We start from the raw sequence: 23,110 nt of genomic DNA on the forward strand, positions 1-23,110 counted from the left end.
GTGGTGGGCTCGGTCGGCCGGTCGCCCAGATCCGGCCGGGTGGGCGTGTCCGGACGATCCGGACGACTCGGACGATTTGGACGGTTGCCGTCCACCCCGGGCTTGACCGGCCGGTTACCGACTGTGCCCGGCCTGCCCGGCGCAGGTATGTCCGGGCTTTTCATGACCGCGTCGGTCGGGCCCTTGAACTTCCCGCCCCGGGAGATGTTCGAGATGTAGACGTCGATGTAGAGGTCGGCCAGCGGCTTGGCGATGTCCTTGGCCCGCTGGTGGAACTCCCGCTGGACCTCCTCGTACGTCTTGTGGTTGTCGCCGAAGATGTCGCTGAAGGTGATCTCGGCCTTGTCCTTCTCGTAGATCTCCTGCTGTCGCTGCTGCTCGGCCTTGTACTGCAGCCAGAGCTCCCGCATGTCGCGTTGCGAGGCCTTGATCTTGCCGGCGATCTGCTCCAGGCCGGTGGCGTTGTTGCTGGCCACTTCCTTCCACTCGTCGAGCGAGTGCAGCGTCGCGCCGACCCGGGACATGAAGACCCGGGCCGCCGGTGAACTCCACCTGGCGTCCAGCGAGTCGGCGTGGCGCTTGAGGTTCTCCCGGGTGGACTGGAGCAGGCTGGCCGCCCGCCGCCAGGTCTCGGCGAGCGCCGTGGTGCGTTCGTCGCTCTCCTTACGGACGTACTCCCACATCTGCTCGATGTTGACGTCGTCCCACCTCGTGGGCTCGTACGGCGTGGACTGGGCGGCCCGCTCGGCCGCGTAGTCGTCCGTGACACCGGTGTACTGGTGGTAGTTCGGCGCCGTCCAGCCGTAGTAGTCGTTGGTCATCCCCGCTCCTCAGGTCCCGTGGCCCTGCCGCCTGTCACCGCAGGTTCGACTGGTCCAGCCGGAGGTCCTCGCCGTGCATGCGTTCGGTGTCGCCGGAGATCACGTACGCGCCCGAACCCTCGCCCACGACCTCGGTCCTGGCCCACTCCGGGGTGTTCTCCCGCTGGTCATCGGTCGGGCAGGAGTCCATGCCCTGGTACGGCGACATGGGCGTGGGGTTCGTGGCCTCCGCCGGCATGTCGGCCGTGGGGTCGCCCTCGCCCTGCTGCCACTGGCCGCTGAGGGTCTCCTGGCCGTCCACCGCGTAGAACGCGTTGAAGACGTCCTCGTTGGTGGCCTGGGCCAACGCATCGCCGGTGAGGTACTCGGCGGAGATGGACACGGCGGCCACGCTCAGTGCGGTGAGCCCCTTCATCACGTCGCCCATCAGGTGGGACACGGCCATCCGGCTCTCGTCGTGCCGGCCCCGGAAGAAGGCGGCCTCCTTGAGCCCGCCGCCGCCGAACGGCGCCTGCACGGTGAGCATCGGGCGGAGGCCGTTCTCGAAGCTGGGCTGGAAGTTGGTCTCCAACTCCTTCTGGATGGCCTGCGCGAAGTCCTTCAGCTGGTTGATGTCGACGTCGATGTTCTCATCGACGAGCCACTCGTCGCCCATGTCCCTCCCCCGTTCGCTCACATGGTGCTGGCGCGGCTGGTCTTACTCCGAGGAGCCAGAGACCGCAGCCGCGCACCGTAAGTCCACTCTGGCCGACGGTAGCCTGATCGAGCAACCCCGTTCGCCGGTCACGAGCGTGGTGGAAGGTGCACCAACTGCACCAGCCGGGTACCGCCGCGCCGGGACACCAGCCAGCCCCGGCCCGGTGGCAGTGGCCCGGGCCGGACCGTGCCGAGCAGCACCCCCTCGTCCCGGTTGCCGGACATCACGATGCCCGGCGTGCTGATCTCGCGCAGCCGCATCAGCACCGGCTCGTACAACGCCCGGCTCGCGCCGCCGGTGCGCCGGGCGATGACCAGGTGCAGGCCGATGTCCCGGGCCTGGGGGAGGAATTCCAGCAACGGGGTCAGCGGGTTGCTGCCCGCGCCGGCCACCAGGTCGTAGTCGTCGACCAGCACGTAGAGGTCGGGGCCCTTCCACCAGTCGCGGGCCCGCAACCGCTCCGCGGTGATGTCGGGCGGAGGCAGTCGGTCGCGCATCACCCCGGCCACCTCGGCGACGATGCTCTCGGTGACCTGTGCCGTCGAGCCATACCCGATCAGGTGTGGCGTGTCGATGTCGCCGAGCAGGCTGCGCCGGTAGTCGACCAGGACCAGCCGAGCCTCGGTCAGCTCGTGGCGGTCGACGATCGTCTGCGCCAGCGCCCGCAGGAACGTGCTCTTCCCCGACTCGCCGTCGCCGAACAGGATGAAGTGCGGGTCGGCGGCGAAGTCCAGGTGCACCGGCTGGAGATCCACCTCGGCGATGCCGATCGGCACTCCCGGGCGGCCGGTGCTCGGCAGGCTGCCGTAGGGGACCACCGGCGGGAGCAGCCGGATCGGCGGTGCGCCCGGGCCATGCCAGGCGGCGGCCAGGTCGGAGACCAGCTTGCGGGCTCCCTCGGACAGGGTCTCCGACTCCTGTGCGCTGTCGGCCCGGGGAAGCGCCGCCAAGAACTGCTGCCCGTCCGGCGTGATGCCCCGGCCCGGCGACTTCTCCGGCACGTTCATCGCCGCCCGGCGGTCCAGGTTGGAGTCGCTCGCGTCGGCCAGCCACAGCTCCAGCCGGGTACCGAAGACGTCCCGGACGGCCGGGCGCAGGTCCATCCAGCGTCCGGCGGTGACGATCAGGTGGATGCCGAAGGAGAGCCCCCGGTTGGCGATGTCGTTGATGGTGGGTTCGAGGTCCTCGAACTCGGCCCGCAGCGTCGCCCAACCGTCGATGACCAGGAAAACGTCCCCGAACGGGTCGTCGTTGTGCTGGCCGTGCCGGCGGCCCCGCCGGTACTCGGCCATCGAGTCGACGCCGCGCTCGGCGAACCGCCGCTCCCGCTCGCCCATCAGCAGTTGCAGCTCGGCCACGGTACGCCGGACCAGGCCGGCGTCGAGGCGGGTCGCCACCGAGCCGACGTGCGGCAGGTCGCGCAGCGAGGACAGCGCGCTGCTGCCCAGGTCGAGGCAGTACACCTGGGCTTCCCGGGGGGTGTGGGTCAGCGCCAGCGACGTGACCACCGTCCGCAGCAGGGTGCTCTTACCGCTCTGCGGGCCGCCGACGATCACCGCGTGGCCGGCCGCCCCGGCCAGGTCGAACCAGAGCACGTCCCGGCGTTGCTCGTAGGGCTTGTCGACGATGCCGACCGCCACCTGCAGCTCGCCCAGCAGGCCGGCGTGCGCCACGGTCACCCCACGGGCCGGGTCGGCGGTCAGCGGGGGCAGCAACTGGTCCATCGTCGGCGGCTCGGCCAGCGGCGGCAGCCACACCTGGTGCGCCGGCTTGCCCCGACCGGCGAGCCGCCCGACCAGGATGTCCAGCACGCTCTCGCCGACTCCGTCGGCCGGTTCCGGCGTCTCCTCCTGGTGTGGCGTACGGGTCACCGGCGGGGCCACGTAGACGGTGCTGTACTCGCGTACCCGGTCCTCGCCGTCGCCAGCCGCGACCGCCGCGGCGGTCTTGCTCCGGTAGGCCCCGGAGACGTACGCGGCCTTGAACCGGATCAGCGGCTCGGTGCCGAAGCGCAGATATCCGTGGCCCGGCGAGCGGGGCAGCTCGTACGCGTCGGTGGCGCCGAGCACCACCCGGGACTCCATCGCGGAGAATGTCCGCAGACCGATCCGGTACGACAGGTGCGTGTCGAGCCCCCGTAGCCGCCCCTCCTCCAGCCGCTGGCTGGCCAGCAGCAGGTGCACGCCGAGCGACCGGCCGACCCGGCCGATCTGCACGAACATGTCGATGAAGTCGGGCTTCGCGGTGAGCAGCTCGGAGAACTCGTCGCAGATGATGAGCAGGCTCGGCAGCGGTGACAGCGGAGCGCCCGCCGCCCGGGCCTTCTCGTAGTCGCGTTGCGAGGCGTAGTTGCCCGCCGCACGCAGCAGCTCCTGCCGGCGGACCAGCTCGCCGTTGATGGCGTCGGTCATTCGGTCCACCAGCGGCAGCTCGTCCGCAAGGTTGGTGATCACCGCGCTGGTGTGCGGCAACGCGTCCAGCCGGGTGAACGTGGCACCACCCTTGAAGTCGACCAGGACGAAGTTGAGGCTCTCCGACGAATGCGTCGCGGCCAGCGCCAGCACCAGGGTGCGCAGCAGCTCGGACTTGCCGGAACCGGTCGCGCCGATGAGCAGCCCGTGCGGGCCCATGCCGTCCTGCGCCGACTCCTTCAGGTCCAGCTCCACCGGCCCGCCGTCGGTGCCCACCCCGATCGGCACCCGCAGCTTGTCCCGGTTGGGGCGCGGCTGCCAGGCCCGGTCGACGTCGAACTCGTACGGGTCGCCGAGGTCGAGCAGATCGGCCAGGCCCAGCTCGGTGGCGAGCGGGGTGTCGCCGCTGCCCCGGGAGGCGGCCGACAGGCGCAGCGGGGCCAGTTGCATGGCCAGCGCCTCGATCTCCGTCACCCGGCAGTCGTCGGCCCGGCCGATCTCCGCCGGCCCGTCCACGGTGGTGCTGTGCAGCTTGCCGTCCGCCGTCACCTCCAGCACCAGCCGCGACCGGTCGAGCATCCGCGGCGCCGGGGTGGACAGGTCCAGCAGGGTGACGCCCTCCACACCGCCGTCGGTCATCAGGTGGTCCGACCCGGCGGTGTCGCCGCCGTCGATGACCACCAGCACGTGCGGTCCGCCGACCTGCGGCGCCCCACCGCTGGCGTTGAACCGTGGCCGACTGGCCAGCACGTCGTCGAGCATCGCCTCCAGTCCGGTCACCGAGGGCGCCACCAGCCGCAGCTGGCCGAGCGCGTCGGTCCGCGACGGGTGCAGGGCGTGCGGCAACCACTTCGTCCACTCCCACGCGGCCCGCCGATCGGGTGCCACGCAGATCGCCACGAGCATGTCGTCGGGGGCGTGGAACGCGGTGGCCTGGGCGAGTACCGCCCGGACCATCCCACGGGCGGCGTCGGTGTCGCCGCGTAGGTGCACCCGGGCGAATCCGTTCAGCGCCATGGTCACCGGCAGGTCCGGCACCTCGCCGTAGGTGGTGAGGAACCGGCGCAGAGCCAGCGCGCACATCGGCTCCAGCTTCTCCAGCGACGTCGCGGGCGGCGGCACCAGCGGCGTGGCCAGCTCCTGCGGCCCCAGACCGATGCGTACGGTGGCGAAGTCCACGTCGCCGCGACGGCGTTCCCACAGCCGCGGGCCCAGCGGCAGCGACCAGAGCGTGTCCGGGTCCGGGTGCCGGTAGAAGGCGGCCTCCCGCTGCTTTCGGATCGTCTTGAGCACCCGACGGCGGTGCCGCGACAGGTGGGTCATGTACTCGCGGCGCTTCTGCAGCATCTCCTGCTTGCCCGGGCCGCCCGAGTTGTTGGTCAGTTGGGAGGCGAGCATGCCGATGGCGGAGAGTCCGAACAGGCCTCCGGTGACGTAGCCGAGGGTCGACCCACCCCGGCCGGCGAACATCAGCGCCATCGCGAAGGAGCCGGCGAGCATCGGCAGCAGCATCAGCATCTGCCCCCAGGCCTTGCCGCTCGGGGCGGGTACCTCGGGTGGCGCCTCCAACAGCACCTCGCCGGAGGGATACTCCGGTTCCGGCTGCCGGGCGGGTCGCTTGACGACCACCGTGCTCACGTGACAGACCTCCGTTGCCTCTCGTGGGCGTGTTGTGCACGCCCGGCACCCCCGCACGTTCGGCCGCCGCGTCAAGCCCACTAGGACCTCACGAAACGCCATCAGGTGCTACGCGGGCAACCCCGTCGGTGTCCGGAGACCACCGCGGTGAACCGGGACCCGCGTCACCGGCACATGGTAGGTAGCCTTTCCCCGTCAGGACAGCCGCGGGCCCATCGGCCCGCTCCTCGTACCGAGGGGTCGTCAGTGGTCACCCAGGCCGGAACCGGACTCGCGCGAATCGCCGTCGTCGCCCCCAACCGGCGGCTGGATCTCGCCCTTCCCGAGCATCTGCCGCTCGTCGGGCTGCTGCCCGCCGTGCTGCGCCAAGCCGACGAGGAACCGTCGGACGGCACCAGCCACGGCGGCTGGATGCTGCGCCGCAGCGACGGCACCGCCGTCGACCTGACCCGTACGCTGGCCGCCCAGAACGTCCGCGACGGCGAGACGCTGCACCTGGTGCCCCGGCGTACCGAGTGGCCGGAGCTGGCGTACGACGATCTGATGGAGGCCGTCGCCGACGGCGCCCGCCGGCGCGGCGTGGTCTGGACCCCGTTCGCGACCCGGCTGACCGGCCTGATCGTGGCCGGGGTGCTGCTACTGCTCGGTCTGGTCGTGATCGTCACCTCCGAGCAGCCTGGCTGGCTCGGCGGGGCGGTCGCCCTCGGCGCGGCCGGGGTGCTGCTACTCAGCGGGATCGTGCTGTCCCGGGCGATGGCCGACTCCCTCGCCGGTGCGGTCGTCGCCGCCGCCGGGCTGCCCTACGCCTTCGTCGGCGGCGTGCTGGTGATCGGCACCGGGGAGTCGGTGTGGGCGCTGGGTGCGCCGCACGTGCTGCTCGGCTCCGCCGTGCTGCTGCTGTCCGGGCTGTTCGGCCTGCTCGGGGTGGGCGACGCGACCCGCGTTTTCGTGGCCGCGGTCTTCGTCGGGTTCTGGGGCATGGTGGGCGGGCTGCTCGCCCTCGGCTCCATGGACGCCGCCCAGGGCACCGCGGTCGTGGTCAGCGCGGTGGCCCTGCTGTTGCCGGCCATGCCGCTGCTCTCCGTCCGGCTCGGGAAGATGCCGATGCCGGCGCTGCCGCGCACCGCCGAGGACCTGCTGCGCGACGAGCCGCAGCCGAAGCGTGAGGTGGTCTACCAGGCCACCGCCCGCGCCGACGAGGTACTCACCGGGACGATCTTCGGGGCGTTCGTCGTCACCATCGGCTGCCTGATCGTGCTCACCGCGACCGGCACGCTCTCCGCGCTGCTGCTCGCCGGGGTGATCTCGCTGGGTTACCTGCTGCGGGCCCGGCTGGTCTCGACCGTTCGGCACCGAGTGCCGATGCTCGCCGTCGGCCTGGTGGGTCTGGGCCTGCTGCCGCTGGTCGGCGCGGCCGACGCGTCGACGGCGGCGCGGGTGCTGGCCGTGCTGCCGGTGGCGCTGGTCGCGGCGGGGCTCTCGGCCGGTGCCGGCCTCGCCTACAGCCGGCGTGCCCCGTCGCCCCGGCTGGCCCGGCTCGGCGACGTGTTCGACATCCTGCTCCAGCTCGCCGTGGTACCGGTGGCGTGCAGCGTGCTGGGCCTGTACGCCTTCATGCGGGCGATCAACGGCTGACCCGGTCCGCCGGTGGAGGTGGCCCGACCCGGCCGGCTCACCAGTCGCGGTCGCTGGCCTCGGCCATCGGGCCACCCCGGATCAGCTTGACGATGGCGGAATCGACGTCGGGGCCGACGAAGAAGTCGTCCGCCCAATGCAGCATGAAGACCCGTCCCTGCGCGTCGACGACCAGTTCGGACGGGCCGTCCTCGTTGTTGCCGAGCGGGTAGACCGGGTTGTCGTACTCCTCGGCGAAATCCCGAGCTGCCTCGGTCACCACCCCACCCCGCGTCGGGTGGATGTAGCTCATGAAGCCGCCTCCCAGGTGGCCGCGGCGACCGAACTGAGGCAGTCGCAGGCCACCGAACTCGACCAGCGCGTTCCGCGCAATCGGCGGGCAATCCAGCCCGGCCAGTTCGTCGGCGAAGCGGACCATCCAGTGGTCGACTGCCGCGCCGAAATCGCGGCCTGGGAACCACCCCGCCTGTTCCAGCACATGCCGCACGTCGGGTGGGAAGCGTGCCTGGGCGGCGCGACGCTGCACGTACCGCTCGGCGATGGTCTGCCAGGGCAGCGAGGGCCATTGAGACACCTCGCCGGTCTCGCGGTCGATGACCGCCCGGGAATAACCGGTGGCGGGAGGCGGAGCGGGTGGCCCGCCAGTCGCGGGGGCGGCCGGTTCGACCCGGCAGGCGACGTAACCGAGGTCGAACTCGAACAGCGTCACGTCAAGCACCGGCTGGCTTTCGCCGGCCCACTGGCGGGCGATGGCCAGAGCCTCGTCGCGGCTGATCATCGTAAGACTCCTCGGCTGCCGTCGTCGGTTCCACCGGTCCGCAATGGGTGCGGGCACCGGCCGGCTCGACGCCGTGCCTATGGTAGGCAGCGCGGTCCGGCTTTCGTGACCGTGCCGGCGTACGCCAGGGGGAGGGCTGCCATGCCGTCGCGGCGGGACCAGGTCCAGTCGTACCAGTTCTTCGTGCAGCGGATGACCTCCGCGCTGGTGGCGCGCGAGCCCGACCCGGAGGCGGCACCGTTCCGCCGGCTCGGCGGCGCCGGTTTCGCCAGCGTCATGGTGGCCGTGCTCTGCCTGGCCGCCGTGGGCGTCTACGGTCTGTTGCGTCCTGGTGGGGCCACCAAGTGGAAGGAGGGCGGCGCGGTCATCCTGGAGAAGGAGACCGGCACCCGGTACCTGTACCGGGAGGGTCGCCTGCATCCGGTGCTCAACTACGCCTCCGCCCTGCTGGCCATGGAATCGGCTGCACCGACCGTCTCGGTCTCCCGCAACTCGCTGGTCGGCACCCCGCGCGGCCCCCGTATCGGCATTCCCTTCGCGCCGGACTCGCTGCCGGCACCCAACCGGATCCTGGACGGGCCGTGGACCCTGTGCACCCAGCCGGCCCGGGACGCCGCCGGCGGGATCGTCGCCACTACGGTGCTCACCGTCGGACGGGCGCCCAACGGCGGACGGGAGCCGGGTGACGCCGCGCTGCTGGTGCGCGACCGCAAGACCAGTCGGCTGCACCTGGTCTGGCGGGACCACCGGTACGAGATCCGCAACGAGAAGATCGTGCTGGAGGGGCTCACCATGAGCGCCGAGCCGGTGGTGGAGGTCGGCGGGGCGTGGCTGAACGCCCTGCCGGCCGGTGAGCCGATCGCCCCTCGCCGGGTGTCCGACCGGGGCGCGCCCTCGACCGCGTTGCCGGACGCCCGGGTCGGCCAGGTCTTCGTGGTGAAGAGCCAGAACGACAGCCGCCAGTACTACCTGGCCGAACGGACCCGGCTGGTCCCGATCACCCCGGTGCAGGCGGACGTGCTCATGGCCGACGGGGAGACGCAGGCGGCGTACCCGGACGGGACGAAGCCGCTCCCGATCGAACTCGCAGCAGGTACGGCCGCCGCCGCGCCGAAGGCGGCGGCGCCGGCCCAGGGACGGCACCGCGCGCCCGAGCAGCGGCCCGAGATCGCCCGGCTGGCCGGTGACCAGCCCGCCGTCTGCGCCGCCTACCAGCCCGGCCAGGACGAGCCGACGGTGCTGCTCGACTCGCAGGTCTCACCGGTACGCGAGCCGGTGCGTACCGGTGAGCAGACCGGCGACGGCATTCCGTTGGCCGACCGGGTGGTCATCGAGCCCGGCTACGGGGTCCTGGTCACGGCCGTCTCCTCGCCGGACCAGGAGGGCGGCACCCTCAACCTGGTCACCGATGTCGGCTACCGCTATCCGCTGGCCTCCGAGGGGGTGCCGGCGATGCTCGGCTACGCGGGGGTGCAACCGGTGCGTCTGCCCGCCAGCCTGGTGGTCCGGCTGCCCACCGGGCCGGCCCTCGATCCGGCGACCGCGAAACTCGCCCTCGACCCGGAGTGAGCTACCAGCCACAATGGAGGTGCGGCCGAGCAGCGGTGTAGCGCCGGCTGGACACGACGCGTTACCGTTTCGAACGACGATGGTGCCTGAGCGCCGACTGACACGCCGCCGCGGCGAAGCGGGGCGATCGAACGAGGACGGGGGTGACTTCCACCATGTCGATGAATACCGACACCGGCTTGATGGTGAAGACCGAGGGTGACGTCGATGGCGTCGCCGACCGGCTCACCGGCAATCTCAACTCGCTGATGGACCAGCTCGCGCCGCTCTACGACCAGTGGAAGGGCGCTGGTGCGGGTTCCTTCCAGCAGGTGCGTGAGCGGTTCGACCAGGACATGGCCCGGCTCAACGTCGCGCTTCGTGCGATCGCCGAGGCCGTGGGTTCGGCCGGTAAGGACTACGACGTCAGCGACGAGGAGATCAGGTCCGACATGGACAGCGCCGGTGCGACCGCCGGCCAGATCACCGCGGCCCTGAAGCTCTGACGGGGGAGAACTCATGACGGAGATCCGCTACAACTTTGCCGGCCTGAACGCGGCAGCGGACAGCTGCAGCGGCGCGGTTCGGAACATGACGGGTGAGCTGGACGGGCTCAAGTCCGGCATCGCTCCGCTGTTGTCCACCTGGGACGGTGAAGCCCGGGAGGCGTACTTCCGCCGGCAGACCGAGTGGGAGTCGGCCGCCAACGACCTGCGTGACCTGCTCGGCCGGATCGAGCGTGCGTTGCGGGAGTCGGCCTCGAAGATGCAGGCCCGTGAGGCGGCCAACCGCGCGAAGTTCGGCGACTGAACCGCTACCGCAGCAACCGATGGCCCGGGCCCCTTGCCGGGCCATCGTCGTATCCGGCGACTCGCGGAGAGCCGGCCTCCACCGCTGCCGTCAGCCGCGTGGCATCGAACTCGGCACCCGGAAGAAGTGCTCCTCGGGCTCGTCGATCTCCGGTCCGGCGGCCGGCGGCGCGGCAGGCCGGGTGGGCCGCCAACGCGTCCGCCGGCCGCGCGGCAGCAGCACCGCCAGCGCCGCCACCACGACGGCGAGCGTGGCCAGCGCCAGGCCGATCCACAGTGCCAGCCGGCCGAAGACCGCCCAGCGTTCGGCGCGCGCCGCCGCTGCGGCGTCGTAGGGCACGTCGGGCAGCGGCGGCTGGGCCACCGGTGCTCCGGTGGTCAGCCGTTCGGTGACTGCCCGGTACGGATTGACCACCCCGCTGCCGTAGCCGCGCGAGGCGTCCCCCCGCGCCGGATCGGCGGTGGCGAGCAGCCGGCTGGTGACCTCCTTCGCCGACAGGTTGGGCTCGGCGGAGCGGATCAGGGCGGCCGTGGCGCTCACCATCGGCGTGGCGAAGCTGGTGCCGTCCCAGACACTGTGACCGACCAGGCGGGTGGCGGCCACCACCGCCCCGCCCGGGGCGACGATGTCGACGTACGGCCCGATCTGGGACTGCCGGATCCGGGCCCCGTTCTGGTCGATGGCACCCACGCCGATCACTCCGTCGAAGGCGGCGGGGTAGGGCACCGGGTCGGGGCGGGCACCGTCCTGGTGCTGGTTGCCGGCGGCGGCGACCAGCACGACATCCTGTTCGACGGCGTACCGGACGGCCTGTTCGACGTCCGGGTCCGGGTAGTAGAGGGTCACCGACATGTTGATCACGTCTGCGCCGTCGTCGACCGCCTGCCGGATCGCTCGCGCGAAGACCGCACCGGTGACGGTGTCACCGCCGGCGTCCGCTCCCTCGTTGGCGTTGCGCTCGCTGACCCGGATCGGCACGATCGTGGCGTCCGGCGCCAGGCCGTAGAAGCCGACGCCCTCCTGCCGGCCGGCGGCGATGATGCTGGCGACCGCGGTGCCGTGCGAGACGCAGTCCACGTCGCCACCCGGCGCGCCGCGAAGCGCGTCGAAACCGGTGGTCACCCGCCCGGCCATCTGAGGATGACTGCTGTCGGTGCCGGAATCGATGACCGCGACCCGTACCCGCGCACCGGTGCTGAACGGCCACACCCGCTGCGGCGCGAGCCACCGCTGGTGCCAGGGCGTCTCGGTGTTGACCTCTCCCGGATCGCTCGGATTCTGGCAAATCGCCGGGGCGGCGCGGGCCGGTGTCGGTGCGGGGACGGTCAGTGCCGTGGTCAGCACCGCACCTACCAGGGCGAATGCCGCCATGGGACGGTCACGGACCATTCCTGCTCGCTCTCTCGTCGACCGGTGCCGGTGAATCGTAACGGCGGACGGCCGCAGACCGACCGCCCCAATGTCGCGCCCATTAAGTATGGTCGAGTCGTCACGCCCAGGCGCGGGCGGAACGTGGACGTGCACGGGGAGGGACACGCCATGGACGTACAGGCGCTGCGCGCCCGTGCCGACGAACTGATGGCACAGTTCGAGCGGATGCGCTCCGGCGTGGGCGACCTCCAGCAGGGACTCAAGGCGGTGGAGGCGACGGTCACCTCCGACGACGGCCTGGTCACCGTCACGGTCGGGCCACGTGGTCAGGTGACGAAGGTCGAGTTCGACCCCCGCATCTACCGCCGACCGAACTCGAAGGAGCTTTCCGCCACCGTCACCGAGACGATCCGGCGGGCCACCGAGAAGGCGATGGCCGACGTCGAGCGGCTGCTCCGTCCGTTCGTGCCCGACAGCCAGTTCCAGGCCTACATGGACCACGACCTCGACGGCATCTTCCGCCAGTTGGACAGCGACCTGCCCGGGGAGGACAAGCGATGACCGAGCTGCGCGAAACTTTCGTCAAGCCGGACGCGGCGGTCGACGGCGCAAACACCCTCGGTGCCGCTGGCGCCCGGCTCGCCCAGCGCTGGCAGGGCCTTGCCGCGACGATCGGCACGCTCAACGGGGACCGCCCCTGGGGCGACGACGAGCCGGGCAACGAGTTCAACAAGAGCTACCTCGGCGGCGAGGACCAGCCGGCGCAGAAGGTCCTCGACATGGCCGCCGACATCGTTCCGGTGGTGGAACTGATGGGACCGACCGTCAAGGGCGCGGTCGAGGGCACCGTCGACGTCGACGACATGGTCAAGACGCTGTTCGGCGGCGAGGACAAGTAGCCGTCGGGCGACGGCCACGAGTCGGCATCGGACAGAGGGGCACGCGGGGTGGCGGTACCCAATCCCAGGGACTCGCTGGGCGAGTACGCGTGGGTCTGGGATGCCATCTGCTGGGTGAGCGCGGGCGAGGCGTGGCCCAGCGGCGACGAAGACAGAATGCGCGAGCTCGCCGACGCCTGGCAGGCGCTGGCCGACCTGGTCGGCGAGACGCTGGGCGAGGCCGACCCGGCGGTCATGAAGATCCTGCAGAGCTGGGGTGGCGGGGCCGGCGAGGCGTTCGGCGGGTTGTGGAACAGGATCGGTGTCGACCCGAACACCGGCCTGCCGCTGATCCAGGAGATCGCCGGTGCGTACGCCGTCGGCTGCGACCAGGCCGCGCTGGAGATCGAGTACGCCAAGCTGACCGTGCTGATCGCGGTCATCATCACCGTCATCGCGGTCTTCGTCGCGCTGCTGATGGCCTGGCTGGGCGGGGTCTCGGCGGGCGCGATCCCGGGCATCCTGGCCGCCGGCCGACAGGCCGTGACGGTAGCTTTCCGGCGACTGATCGCCCAGATGGGGCGCCAACTGCTCACCCGGGCCGGGATGCAGGCGGCGCTGCGGGCGGCCGGCACGAGGATCGGGCAGATCGTCGCGAGCCAGGGTTTTCGGCAGGGCCTGAACCGGCTCGGCCTGGAACTGCTCGAGGAGATCGGCGAGGAGCTGATCATCGACGTCGGTGCCCAGGCGTACCAGATGCACACCGGACAGCGGCGGCAGTGGGACGGCAACCGGACCTTCACCGCCGGCGTGGGCGGCGCCTACGGCGCCGTGCTCGGCTCCGGCATGAACTGGGCCGGCCGGCGGGCGGCGCCCCGGATGCCGTTCTCGTTCAGCCCGTCGCAGCTGTCCTTCCGGGGCAGCGGCCTGGTCCGCTGGGGTAGCACCAGCCTCACTTCCGGCATGCAGAACGCGGTCATCTCCCCGGCTGCCAGCGTGCTCGCCAACGGCTCGGTCAACGGCCAATGGGCCATGCCGGGTGCGGATGCCTTTCTCGGCGGGTTCGCCAGCGGTGCCGGTCGCACCGGGGCGACCATCGCGGGAGGTGCCAGCGGCAACCTCGGTGCGAGGGTCACCAACTGGGGCCTCGGCAAGATGGGCATCGAGACGCCCGGCGCCGGCCTGGGCGCGGGTGGGATCGACCCGTCCCTCGGCGTCGGAGGCACGAACGGTCTCGGCAACCTCGGCGGGACCACCGGCGCCCCTGGCGCGACGGGTACCGGCGCGACCGGCGGCGGGTCGACCACGGGTGGCGGTTCCACCGGCGGCTCGACCTCCGGGAGCGGCACCGGCGCGGGGTCCGGCTCGACCGGCGCCGGCAGCACCAACGGCGCGGGGTCGGGCGCTACCGCCGGCAGCACCAACGGCGCGGGTGGCACCTCCGGCAGCGGGAACACCAACACCGGCGGCGCGACCCAGAACGGTGCGGGCACCGTACCGGACAGCGGATCGGGCTCGATCAGCCTCGCGCCGCCGACCGTCGACGCGACGAGCGTCCCGACGGTCGACGGGTCCACTGCCCCGACGGTCGACGGTGGGGCCACGACCACCGACGACGGCACATCGCGCGTCGACGGCACGACCGGGACCCCGGTCGCCGTTCCCGCCGATGGCGCGACCACGACTCCCGCCGGTGCGCCGACAGACGGCACCACCGTGGGCGGCGGTCCCACCGCCGACGCTGGCCAGCCGGTCACGTCGCCCAGCCAGACCGCGCCAGGCACGGACTCGCCCAGCCAAACCGCGCCAGGCACGGACTCGCCCAGCCAGGCCGCACCGGGCACGGACTCGCGCGGCCCTGACCGACCCGCGAGTGGGTCGACCGAACACAGCGGCAGCGGACAGGTCGCGGGCCCGCGCACGGACGCCACCACGACCACGCCGGGCGACGGGTCGGCGGGCACGGGTCGCACCTTGGCGGACGCTTCCTCCACCGACTTCGCCGGCAACGCTCCGGTCGACGGCCGGGCCGATTCCCTGGCCTCGGACTCGCCGCCTGCGGTGCTGCCCGGCGCGCCTGGTGCCGCCCCGGTGGCCGGACCGACGCCGGGCAGCGTGGCGCCGACCGGCCCCACCGCCCCGACGAACTCGGGCCCCACGGCCGGTCCGCAGACCGGTCCGCAGGTGGCGACCAATCCGAACGCGCCGACGCCGACCACGGGCGGAACGCCGCCGGCGGGGACGAACGCCCCGCCGGCGGCGGGCACCCAGCCCGGCAACACCACTGCGCAACCCGCACCAGGGCGTACAACGCCCGCCGGGCCGGGCGTCAACCCTGCGGCGGCGAACTCGGCGGGCTCGATCTCACTGACTCCGGCCGCCGGCCCGACCCAGCCCAGCACCACTCAACAGGGCGGGCCCACCCAGCAGGGCACGCCGGCACAGCAAGGCACGCCGGCCCAGCAGGGGAATCCGGCACAGGGCACGCCGGCGCAGCAGGGCACCACGAGCCAGCCGGGCAACCCGTCGTCTTCCGGCCGGCCGGAGGCACGTACGTCGGTCGACCCGACCGCCCCGACGGTGCCGGCCCAGACGACCGGCGCCGACCCGACGACCAGCCCGCCCGACACCGCCGGGCCAGTGGCCCACGACGGCGATGTCGACCCGGCCACGGATCGCGCGGATCAGGCCCAGCAGACCCGCACCGACGGGCCGGTCGTCGTACCGGTGCCGGGCAGCACAGGGAGCATCCACAGCGGTCCGACCGGGCCGGGTACCGACGCGGGACCGGTGAATCCGGAAACCCTCAAGCGGTCGGAGGGGCCGACCGGTCGCGGTACGCACAGCTGGCATCTGGATCCGACGTCGGTGGACGGCGACCCCGCCAGCCCGGATGCCGAACGCAGCCTGATCGAGGCGTCACGGACCCTGGCCGACACTGTCCGCTCGGCGATCAAGGCCGCCACTGTCTCCAAGGGCAAGCAGCCAGGTATGGCCGGCGCATTGCTCATGCCAAGCGGCGACATCACGACGCACACGAGCATGACTGCGGACAAGGGCACCAAGCCGCCCACCCAACCGAGAGTTCATCCGCTTGCGCAGGCCGCCCTCAACCGGACGGCGGCGACCTTGGTTGACGACGTGGGCAGCGGGCATGGCAAGTGCGCCGAGGTGGCCTTGGTTTCCGATCAGCTTTACCAGCTCGAACAGCAGTGGCGGGACGCGGGCGAACCCGGCACTTTCGAGCAGTACGCCTTGGATGCCTTCCAAGGCTCCAAGATCGTTACGCATCAGGTCAAGCCGGCTCGGTCAGACGGCGTCACATACGAACTCGGACATTACCGGCCGCCGTGTCGGTCGTGCGCGCACTTCCTGCCGCAGTTCAACATCGAGCCGATCACGGACCCGGAACGGGATGTCAGTGTCTACCAGCCGTCTGTGCCCGGCGTGGTGGGCAACGGCCCGCCACTTAGCCAAAATCGTCCATACGGCCAGCCGGAAGGTCTGATCCCGCCCGGCCAAGCCGATCAGCAGTCGCTCGAGGCGGCCGTGCCGCGCGACGAGGCGACCGGACGCCCGGTGGTGCACCCGGACCCACGCGGGCCCTGGGCAGGGCTGGTCAATGACGGCGGACCCGCCGTTCCAGGGCGGGACAACAACTGTGCAGATGTCGGGCTTTCGGTCCTGTCGACCTGGTTCGGTCGGCCCGAGGTGGCCGCGCCGACGGCCACGTCGGCCCAGGTCGAGACGGGCAGCACCGCGCGGCAGGAGCAGGCGCTTCGGTCCAGTTTTGCCCACGCGGGCAACGGTGCGACCGCATTGGATGCGCTCGCTGCGGCGCTTCGCGCGGCCGGTCCGGGCTCAGCGGCGCTGATCGTCAACTCCTGGGCGGACCAGCCCGGCGCACACACCTGGAACGCCGTCAACCACGATGGCACGGTTGTCTGGCTTGACGGCCAGAATCAGCTGATCTCGGACACCGCCCCGTTACACGGCTCGCGAGTCGGTGACGTGTGGTCGATCGTGCTTGACGCCGAGGGTGATCCGGTCCGATCGGCGCAAGCCAACGACCGTTCCCAGGCACCGACTCCGCCGGCCTCGACCGCACCCAACGACACGCAGGCACCCGTGCCTTCTGCCCGGACGGCACCGGATGCCGGACCGACCGGGCGCCCCGGTGCGGACGCGGACCCGACCGCGGACGTGACGGACGGCGATCCGAATTCCGAGCAGAGCCTCGGACCGGACGCCGAGGGGAATCCCGACCTAGACGCCTGGCCCGACATGCAGGGCTGGGCGATGCCCGACACCCGGCTTTTCGGGCCGGACCGGCTGGCGCCCTTGGAAGACCCCCGCTACCAGGACGACCTCGCGGACAGTCTGCTGACGCCCGACGGCTATGCGGTCTTCGCCGACCCGTCCACCCACCCGTACGGCCAGCTGATCAACGACGGCGGGACGGGCCAGCCGGGACGCAGCAACAACTGCGTCGACAACACGCTTGCCGCGCTGGCCAGCTTCTACGGCGACCCCCAGGTGTCCCACCCGCGCTGGCCGGACCGGCTCGACGACGGATCACTGGAGACCCAGCTCGGTGAGCTGGACGGCTTCGGCCGGATCGAGAGCTGGATCGGCGGCGAGTGGACCGGCGACAACGACAGCCTGCCCCGTACCCCTGCCGAGCGGTCTGCCGCCGTGGCGGACCGGTACGCGGAGCTCTACCAGCGCGTCCTCGACGCGGGACCGGGCTCGGCCGCGGTCGTCGCGGTCGAGTGGCTCCGGATCGACGAGCAGACCGGGGACCCCCTGGTCGACGCCGACGGGCATGTGCAGGGTGCGGCCGAACACGTCTTCCTGCTCGTCTACCCGCAGGACGCGGATGGGCCGGTGTGGTGGGATCCTCAGTTCGCCAGCACCATCACCGGCCCGCTGCCCGGGGACTATGTTGGACTGACGCACAACCTGTGGTCGATGGAGGTGCAGCCCGATCATGCCGATGGGCAGGGAGCAAGCCCGGCAGCTGATGACCAGGCTGCTCGGGACGGACAACCCGGTGGCGGTCTTCCCGTTCGAGTTCGGCTGGGCAGCCCAGGAGACGCTCTCCCCGCAGCAGCGGGCGCAGGGCAGGCAACTGGGCCAAGGGGTCTTCATCATCGACCAGACGGGAGTGGTGACCGCCCATCCCAGCCTGCCGCCACCTCTGATCATGAAGCGGTACGCGGCGGCCCGACGGGAGGGCCGGATAACCGGCCGGCAGGTCTGGCCGGCACCGGATCCGGCGGACTGAGCGACGGCAACCCGGCCCCGAACCACTATCTCGACGGGCTCCCGGAAACGGATCGGACCACCCTGCTCGACGCGCTGACCGAGGCGCAGCAGGACGCCGACCAGATCCTGGCCGACCTGCACAGCGTCAACGCCGACGTGAACGCGCAGCTCGGGCTGACCAACGAGGATGCGCTGAGCACCCTCGGTGAGGAGCACCGCGTCAAGGGCGCGGAGTCGCTGGCTCGCAAGTTCCGCACCGAGCTGGAACCGCTCGGGTACGACATCGGACCGGCGCTGGACACCATCAACGACGTGGTGCGGTTCTCGGTGCGCGGGCCGGAGTCCGAGGCGTACGGGCCAGCGGTGGACTCGGTCCTTACCTCGTTGGAGGCGCAGGGCTACCAGGTCACCGACCTGAAGAACTTCTGGCACCCGGGTAACCGGTTCTTCGGTCTGAACTGCACCCTGACGTCACCGACCGGGCGTACCTTCGAGTTGCAGTTCCCGACCGCGACCAGCTACGCGATCGGCAAGCAGACCCACGGGCCGTACGAGGTGATGCGCGACCCCGCGCAGTCCCCGGCCGCCCGGGTGCACGCGTTCCTCGACATCCTGGCCATCAACAAGGCCAACGGCATCGCCGCGAGCATGCCGAGCGGCATGGACACCGCGCGCTTCGATACCCCGAAGAACACCAGCTTCGCGAAGTGGATGGCCTCGCCCCGGCAGGCCAGCATTCGGGACTCGTACGTCGACTGGCTCGGGCAGCAGGGCCGCACGTTCGCCGACATGCTCACCGAGCGAGGATTGACGGCGTCCGACCTGCCCGGTCTGGACCCCGACCTGATGGGGGGCGTGCATGGCGACGCTGACGTTCGGCTACTTCCTCCTCCGGAGACCGGACGACCCGACCGGCCCGCCGGTCAACCTGATCGCGGAGGCGGACAGCACGGGACCGACCCAGGCGGTGATCTGGGACCGGTCGACGGACGCCTGGACGTTCCGTCCGGACGTGGCGGCGGCGATCCTGTGGGCGAATCCGGAACGCCACGCGATCGAGCAGGTCGACCGGACGACGGCGGAACGCCAGACGGCGCACTTCACGACGGTTCCGTTGCCGAGCGAGGCCGAGCTGACGGAGATCTGTCACCGGGCGACCTGACCGCCGACGCCCCCGGCAGGGATGCGCGGCCCGGCGGACCGAGCGACGCCGGCCCGGGGGCACCGGAGGCAACCGGAGCGGGCCCACCGTCGGTGTCGATTGACACCGCCCACGGGTTGCCGGAGACGAGGCGGTTCGGGCCGGGTGAGCTGGCCCCGCTGGAGGATTCGGGTTATCACCGGGACGTCGAGCAAAGCCTGCGGACGCCTGAGGGGTACGCAGTCTTTGCCGACCCGTCGACCCATCCGTACGGTCAACTGATCAACGACGGCGGGCCCAACCAGCCCGGGCGTGGCAACAACTGCCTCGACTGCTCGCTCTCGGCGCTGTCCAGCTTCTACGGTGACCCGCAGGTCTCCTCTCCTCGCTGGCCGGACGTCCGACCGGACGGGTCGATCGACGCCATGACGGGGGAGGCAAGTGGTCTCGATCGCGCCGAGGCATGGCTCGGCGCCGAGTGGTCTGGGGGCCCGGAAGGGCTACCCACGACGCCGGCCGACCGCGCTGCGGCGGTTGCCGAGCAGTACGCGGACCTCCATCAGCGTGTCGCGGAGGCGGGTCCGGGCTCGGCGGCACTGGTCGTGGCCGAATGGCTCAGGACGGATCCGCACACCGGGGAACTCGTCCTCGACGGCGGAAACGTGCAGGTCCAGGATTCGCACGCCTTGGTGCTGGTGTATCCGGAGGGTGCCGAGGGGCCGGTCTGGTGGGATCCGCAACGGGGATTGACGTGGCCTCAGCACCCAGCCGCCTACGTACTACACACGTACGCGCTGTGGTCGATGGTGACGTCGGTGGAAGGGGTTTCGGATGACGGAGGACGAGGCGCTGGCACTGATCAAGCGCCTGCTGGGCACGGCGAACGAGATCGAGCTGCATCCGTTCGAGTTCGGATGGCTGGCGAAGGAACAGCTGTCACCACAGGAACGAGCGGAGGGCAGGCAGCTGGGCCATGGGAGCTACATCATCGACCGGACGGGCGTGATCACGGCGCAGATCAGTCTGCCCGTGCCGCTGCTGATTACGGAGTACACGGAGGCGCGCAGGGAGGGCCGCTTGACGGGGCGGCAAGTCTGGCCGACGGCGGAACCGACGGCCTGAGGAATCCCGGCGCCGATTCGTCGCTGCCGGAGAGCCGGCGGTTCGGGCCGGGTGAGCTGGCCCCGCTGGAGGATCCCCGCTTCCAGGCCGATCTCGCCGCGAGCCTGTCCACGCCGCAGGGGTACGCCGTCTTCGCGGACCCGTCCACCCACCCGTACGGGCAACTGGTCAACGACGGTGGGCCGGACCAGCCCGGCCGGGGCAACAACTGCCTCGACAGCTCGCTGGCGGCGCTGGCCAGCTTCCGCGGTGATCCGCAGGTGTCCGCACCTCGTTGGGCCGACCGGCTCGACGACGGCTCGATCGATCGCGTCTCCGGCGAGCGGGGCGGTCTGGAGCGGGCCGAGGCATGGATCGGCGGGGAGTGGATCGGCGGACCCGACAGCCTGCCCGATGCGCTGTCGGCCCGTACCGAGGCGGTGGCCGCGCAGTACGCCGACCTCTACCAGCAGGTGGCGGACGCGGGCCCCGGTGCGTCGGCGCTCGTGGTGTCCGACTGGCTGCTCGTCGACGACAACGGGAACGTCGTCCTCGATGCGGACGGCCAGCCCGAGGTCGACGGCTCACATGCCTTCGTGATCGTCTTCCCGGCCGACGCCGACGCGCCGGTGTGGTGGGACCCTCAGACGGGTACGGCGTCGGTGGACATGCCGGCTGCTGACGTGCGGGAAACCCATGCCCTCTGGGCGATGATGATGCCTGACGGAGAGGGGCGAGTTGACCAGGGACGAGGCGCTGACGCTGATCAGCCGGCTGCTGGGGACCCGGAATCCGATCGTGCTTCGGGAGTTCGAGTTCGGCTGGCTGGCCCGGGAGAGACTCTCGGAGCAGGAGCGGGCCTCGGGGATGCACGTCGGCCAGGGGAGCTACATCATCGACCGGTCGGGAGTGATCACAGTCCACTCCAGCCTGCCAGCCCGGCGAGTGATGGAGGAGTACACACAGGCGCGACGCGAGGGCCGGATCAAGGGCCGACAGGTCTGGCCGGAACCGGAACCGACGGCCTGACGGACGCCGACGGCGCGACAAACCTCGACGGCGCGACAAACCTCGACGGCGCGACGAACCTCGACGGCGGGATGGGGCCGGACGGTCCGGACGGTCCGACCGGGCCGCGCGGTTCCGACTCCGCCGCCGACGGGCCCGATCTGCGGCAGGCCGCCGCCGGTACGACCTTCGGCGGTGCGTTGCTCGACGCCGATCCCGCGCGCACCGCCGACGCCGTCCAGGCGGCGCTGACCGCCGGGCCGCTGCCCGACGGGGTGACCGTCGACCCGGCCACCGCCACCGTCACGCTGGACACGGACGACGGCCCGTTCCAGGTACGTATCGAGCTGGCCAACCCCCCGGCGGACGCGTCGGTGGTGCCCGTCGCCACCGTCCAGTACACCGCCGACGGTGCCGCCGTGCAGGTGTCCACCGGCGCGCACCCGGACCACGTCCGGCGGGCGGTGGCCGCGATGCTGGCCGAGGCGGACACGGTCGCCCAGGACCGGGCCATGGGGCTGCGCTACGACGCCACCACGGCGCTCGCCGAAGGCGCCCGGCCGGAGCACGACGGCAACCGCGTCCTCACCGCGAGGGACATCGGCCACCTGGCCGAGTTGCGGGTCGTGCTCGCCGACAGCAGCGCCACGTCCGATCCGGCGCGATCCGGCCAGTTGCGCGCCGAGGCGTTGAGCCTGCTCGTCGCCGCCGGCCTGGTGGAGCAGGACCCGACGCATGCCGTACACGGGCTCGGCAGCAACGTGCCGCTGGTCGGGCCGGCGGCGGCCCAGGCCCGGCTCGACCTGATCCGGTCCCACCTGGGCCCGGTCTCGGCTCAGGTGGAAAGCCTGATCGGGCTCGCGCAGGGTGACGGGCAACAGCTCGTCGCGGACCTCCGGGCGGCCCAGTCGGCGATCCGCGCCGAGGCCCGTGCCTGGGCACAGCAGGCCACCGCCCTGCGTAACGACGCCGATCTCGCCCTGACCGCCCGGGTCGACGCGGAACTGGACGCGGCACCCGACCACGTTTTCGGCCGGCTGGTGATCGGCGGCGGCTGGGCGGCCACCACCGACTTCGTCACCCTGGGGGCCGCCGGCGACACCGGGACCGGCCTGCCGCCGGTGCTCTGCGTCTCCCAGGGGCACGACCCGTGGGCGGACCGCCAGGAACTGCTGATGGGGCAGATCCCCTCGGAGTTGGAGCTTCCCGGGTTGCCGTTCCAGCCGGCCGCCCTGGCCGAGCAGGGCACCCAGTTCACCCCGTCCGACGTCTTCGCCGACGCGGTGGGCGCGGCGCGGGCGCTGACCGGAATGCCGACCTACCAGGGGCTGGCGACCGCGATCACACCCCGCCCGGTGGACGCGGTGGGGTGGCCCGACGGCGCCAACTTCCGGGTGACCGTCGGCGGGCGGGACTTCTACACCAGCTCCGTCGACATCGCGAGCGGCCCGGGACCGTCCCGCGTGCCGAGCGCGCCGGCCACCACCACCGCCCGGTACGTCGACCCGACGACCGGCTACCGCGTGGATCGGTCCGGTCCCGCGCCGGTGTTCCGCGACCCCGACGGCAGTCCGGTCGCCCCGGACCGCCTGCCGCCGGCCGTACGCGCCATCCTCGGCGGCCCGGGCACGGATCGGTCGGACCTGCCGCTGCTCACGGACCTCACCGGCCGGCCGACCGATCCGCTGGTGGTCGATCCGGTCTCCGGGTACGCCGTCGACCCCTCGACCGGGCAGGTCCACGACCCGGCGGGCGGGCAGGTGGATCCCGACTCGCTGCCCACGGATGTGGCCGCCCGGCTCGGCCACGTCGACGGCTCGTTCAGTGATCCCCGACCGGCCACCCCGCCCGTCAACTTCGGCGGGCAGAACCTGGCCGATGCCTACCGTCCCGGGGATCGGGTGCTCGTCTACGGCGCGGGCGCGTCCGGCGCGTGGGACATCGAACAGGCCGCGGCCTCCGCGGCAGGACGCATCGACTGGTCGGCCCAGGCCGGGAGCCTGCC

11 protein-coding genes and 1 pseudogene are annotated in these 23,110 nt (G+C 71.8%); 7 read left to right on the forward strand and 5 right to left on the reverse strand.

What is annotated here, in order from left to right; genetic code table 11:
• The 3 genes from C1I95_RS34765 to eccCa all read right to left on the reverse strand — a co-directional run.
• Positions 1-821, reverse strand: an 821-nt coding sequence (locus C1I95_RS34765; RefSeq protein WP_369122534.1) for a WXG100 family type VII secretion target, incomplete at its 3' end; no start/stop codon positions are given.
• Positions 822-855: 34 nt separating this feature from the next.
• Positions 856-1,476, reverse strand: coding sequence for a hypothetical protein (locus C1I95_RS09580; RefSeq protein ID WP_111213437.1), 621 nt, complete (start codon positions 1,474-1,476; stop codon positions 856-858).
• 128 nt (positions 1,477-1,604) lie between these two features.
• Entirely contained in the window at positions 1,605-5,567 is a 3,963-nt protein-coding gene (gene eccCa, locus C1I95_RS09585) for a type VII secretion protein EccCa (protein ID WP_111213438.1), read from the reverse strand.
• A gap of 246 nt (positions 5,568-5,813) precedes the next feature.
• Here eccCa and eccD point away from each other — a divergent pair, with 246 nt between their 5' ends.
• Complete coding sequence (eccD, locus tag C1I95_RS09590; RefSeq protein WP_111213439.1) at positions 5,814-7,202, forward strand: type VII secretion integral membrane protein EccD; 1,389 nt, start codon at positions 5,814-5,816, stop codon at positions 7,200-7,202.
• A 37-nt stretch (positions 7,203-7,239) separates the two neighbouring features.
• Here eccD and C1I95_RS09595 read toward each other — a convergent pair whose 3' ends face one another.
• A complete protein-coding gene (locus C1I95_RS09595) occupies positions 7,240-7,980 on the reverse strand; it encodes an SUKH-3 domain-containing protein (RefSeq protein WP_111213440.1) in 741 nt (246 codons plus the stop codon).
• A 141-nt stretch (positions 7,981-8,121) separates the two neighbouring features.
• Here C1I95_RS09595 and eccB point away from each other — a divergent pair, with 141 nt between their 5' ends.
• The 3 genes from eccB (at position 8,122) to C1I95_RS09610 (ending at position 10,338) form a co-directional block, all read left to right on the forward strand.
• Positions 8,122-9,549: a type VII secretion protein EccB gene (gene eccB / locus C1I95_RS09600; protein ID WP_111213441.1), complete on the forward strand. Its 1,428-nt coding sequence runs from the start codon at positions 8,122-8,124 to the stop codon at positions 9,547-9,549.
• A 155-nt stretch (positions 9,550-9,704) separates the two neighbouring features.
• Complete coding sequence (locus C1I95_RS09605) at positions 9,705-10,034, forward strand: WXG100 family type VII secretion target (RefSeq protein WP_111213442.1); 330 nt, start codon at positions 9,705-9,707, stop codon at positions 10,032-10,034.
• A 13-nt stretch (positions 10,035-10,047) separates the two neighbouring features.
• Positions 10,048-10,338 (forward strand): WXG100 family type VII secretion target, encoded by a 291-nt coding sequence (locus C1I95_RS09610; RefSeq protein ID WP_111213443.1) that lies wholly within the window; start codon positions 10,048-10,050, stop codon positions 10,336-10,338.
• Positions 10,339-10,428: 90 nt separating this feature from the next.
• On the opposite strand, the gene mycP is transcribed toward C1I95_RS09610, so the two are convergent.
• Complete coding sequence (mycP, locus tag C1I95_RS09615; protein ID WP_267900690.1) at positions 10,429-11,709, reverse strand: type VII secretion-associated serine protease mycosin; 1,281 nt, start codon at positions 11,707-11,709, stop codon at positions 10,429-10,431.
• Positions 11,710-11,877: 168 nt separating this feature from the next.
• On the opposite strand from mycP, the gene C1I95_RS09620 reads away from it, so the two are divergent.
• The 3 genes and pseudogenes from C1I95_RS09620 to C1I95_RS37200 all read left to right on the forward strand — a co-directional run.
• Positions 11,878-12,270, forward strand: a complete 393-nt coding sequence (locus C1I95_RS09620) for a YbaB/EbfC family nucleoid-associated protein (RefSeq protein WP_111213448.1) — start codon at positions 11,878-11,880, stop codon at positions 12,268-12,270.
• Positions 12,267-12,608, forward strand: coding sequence for a hypothetical protein (locus C1I95_RS09625; RefSeq protein ID WP_111213445.1), 342 nt, complete (start codon positions 12,267-12,269; stop codon positions 12,606-12,608). The genes C1I95_RS09620 and C1I95_RS09625 overlap by 4 nt, the downstream gene beginning before the upstream one ends.
• A gap of 48 nt (positions 12,609-12,656) precedes the next feature.
• Positions 12,657-20,741, forward strand: a pseudogene (locus C1I95_RS37200) (toxin glutamine deamidase domain-containing protein); the annotation flags it as partial.
• Between the last annotated feature and the right edge of the window lie 2,369 nt (positions 20,742-23,110).

This window comes from Micromonospora craterilacus, from assembly GCF_003236315.1.
Taxonomy (GTDB): domain Bacteria; phylum Actinomycetota; class Actinomycetes; order Mycobacteriales; family Micromonosporaceae; genus Micromonospora; species Micromonospora craterilacus.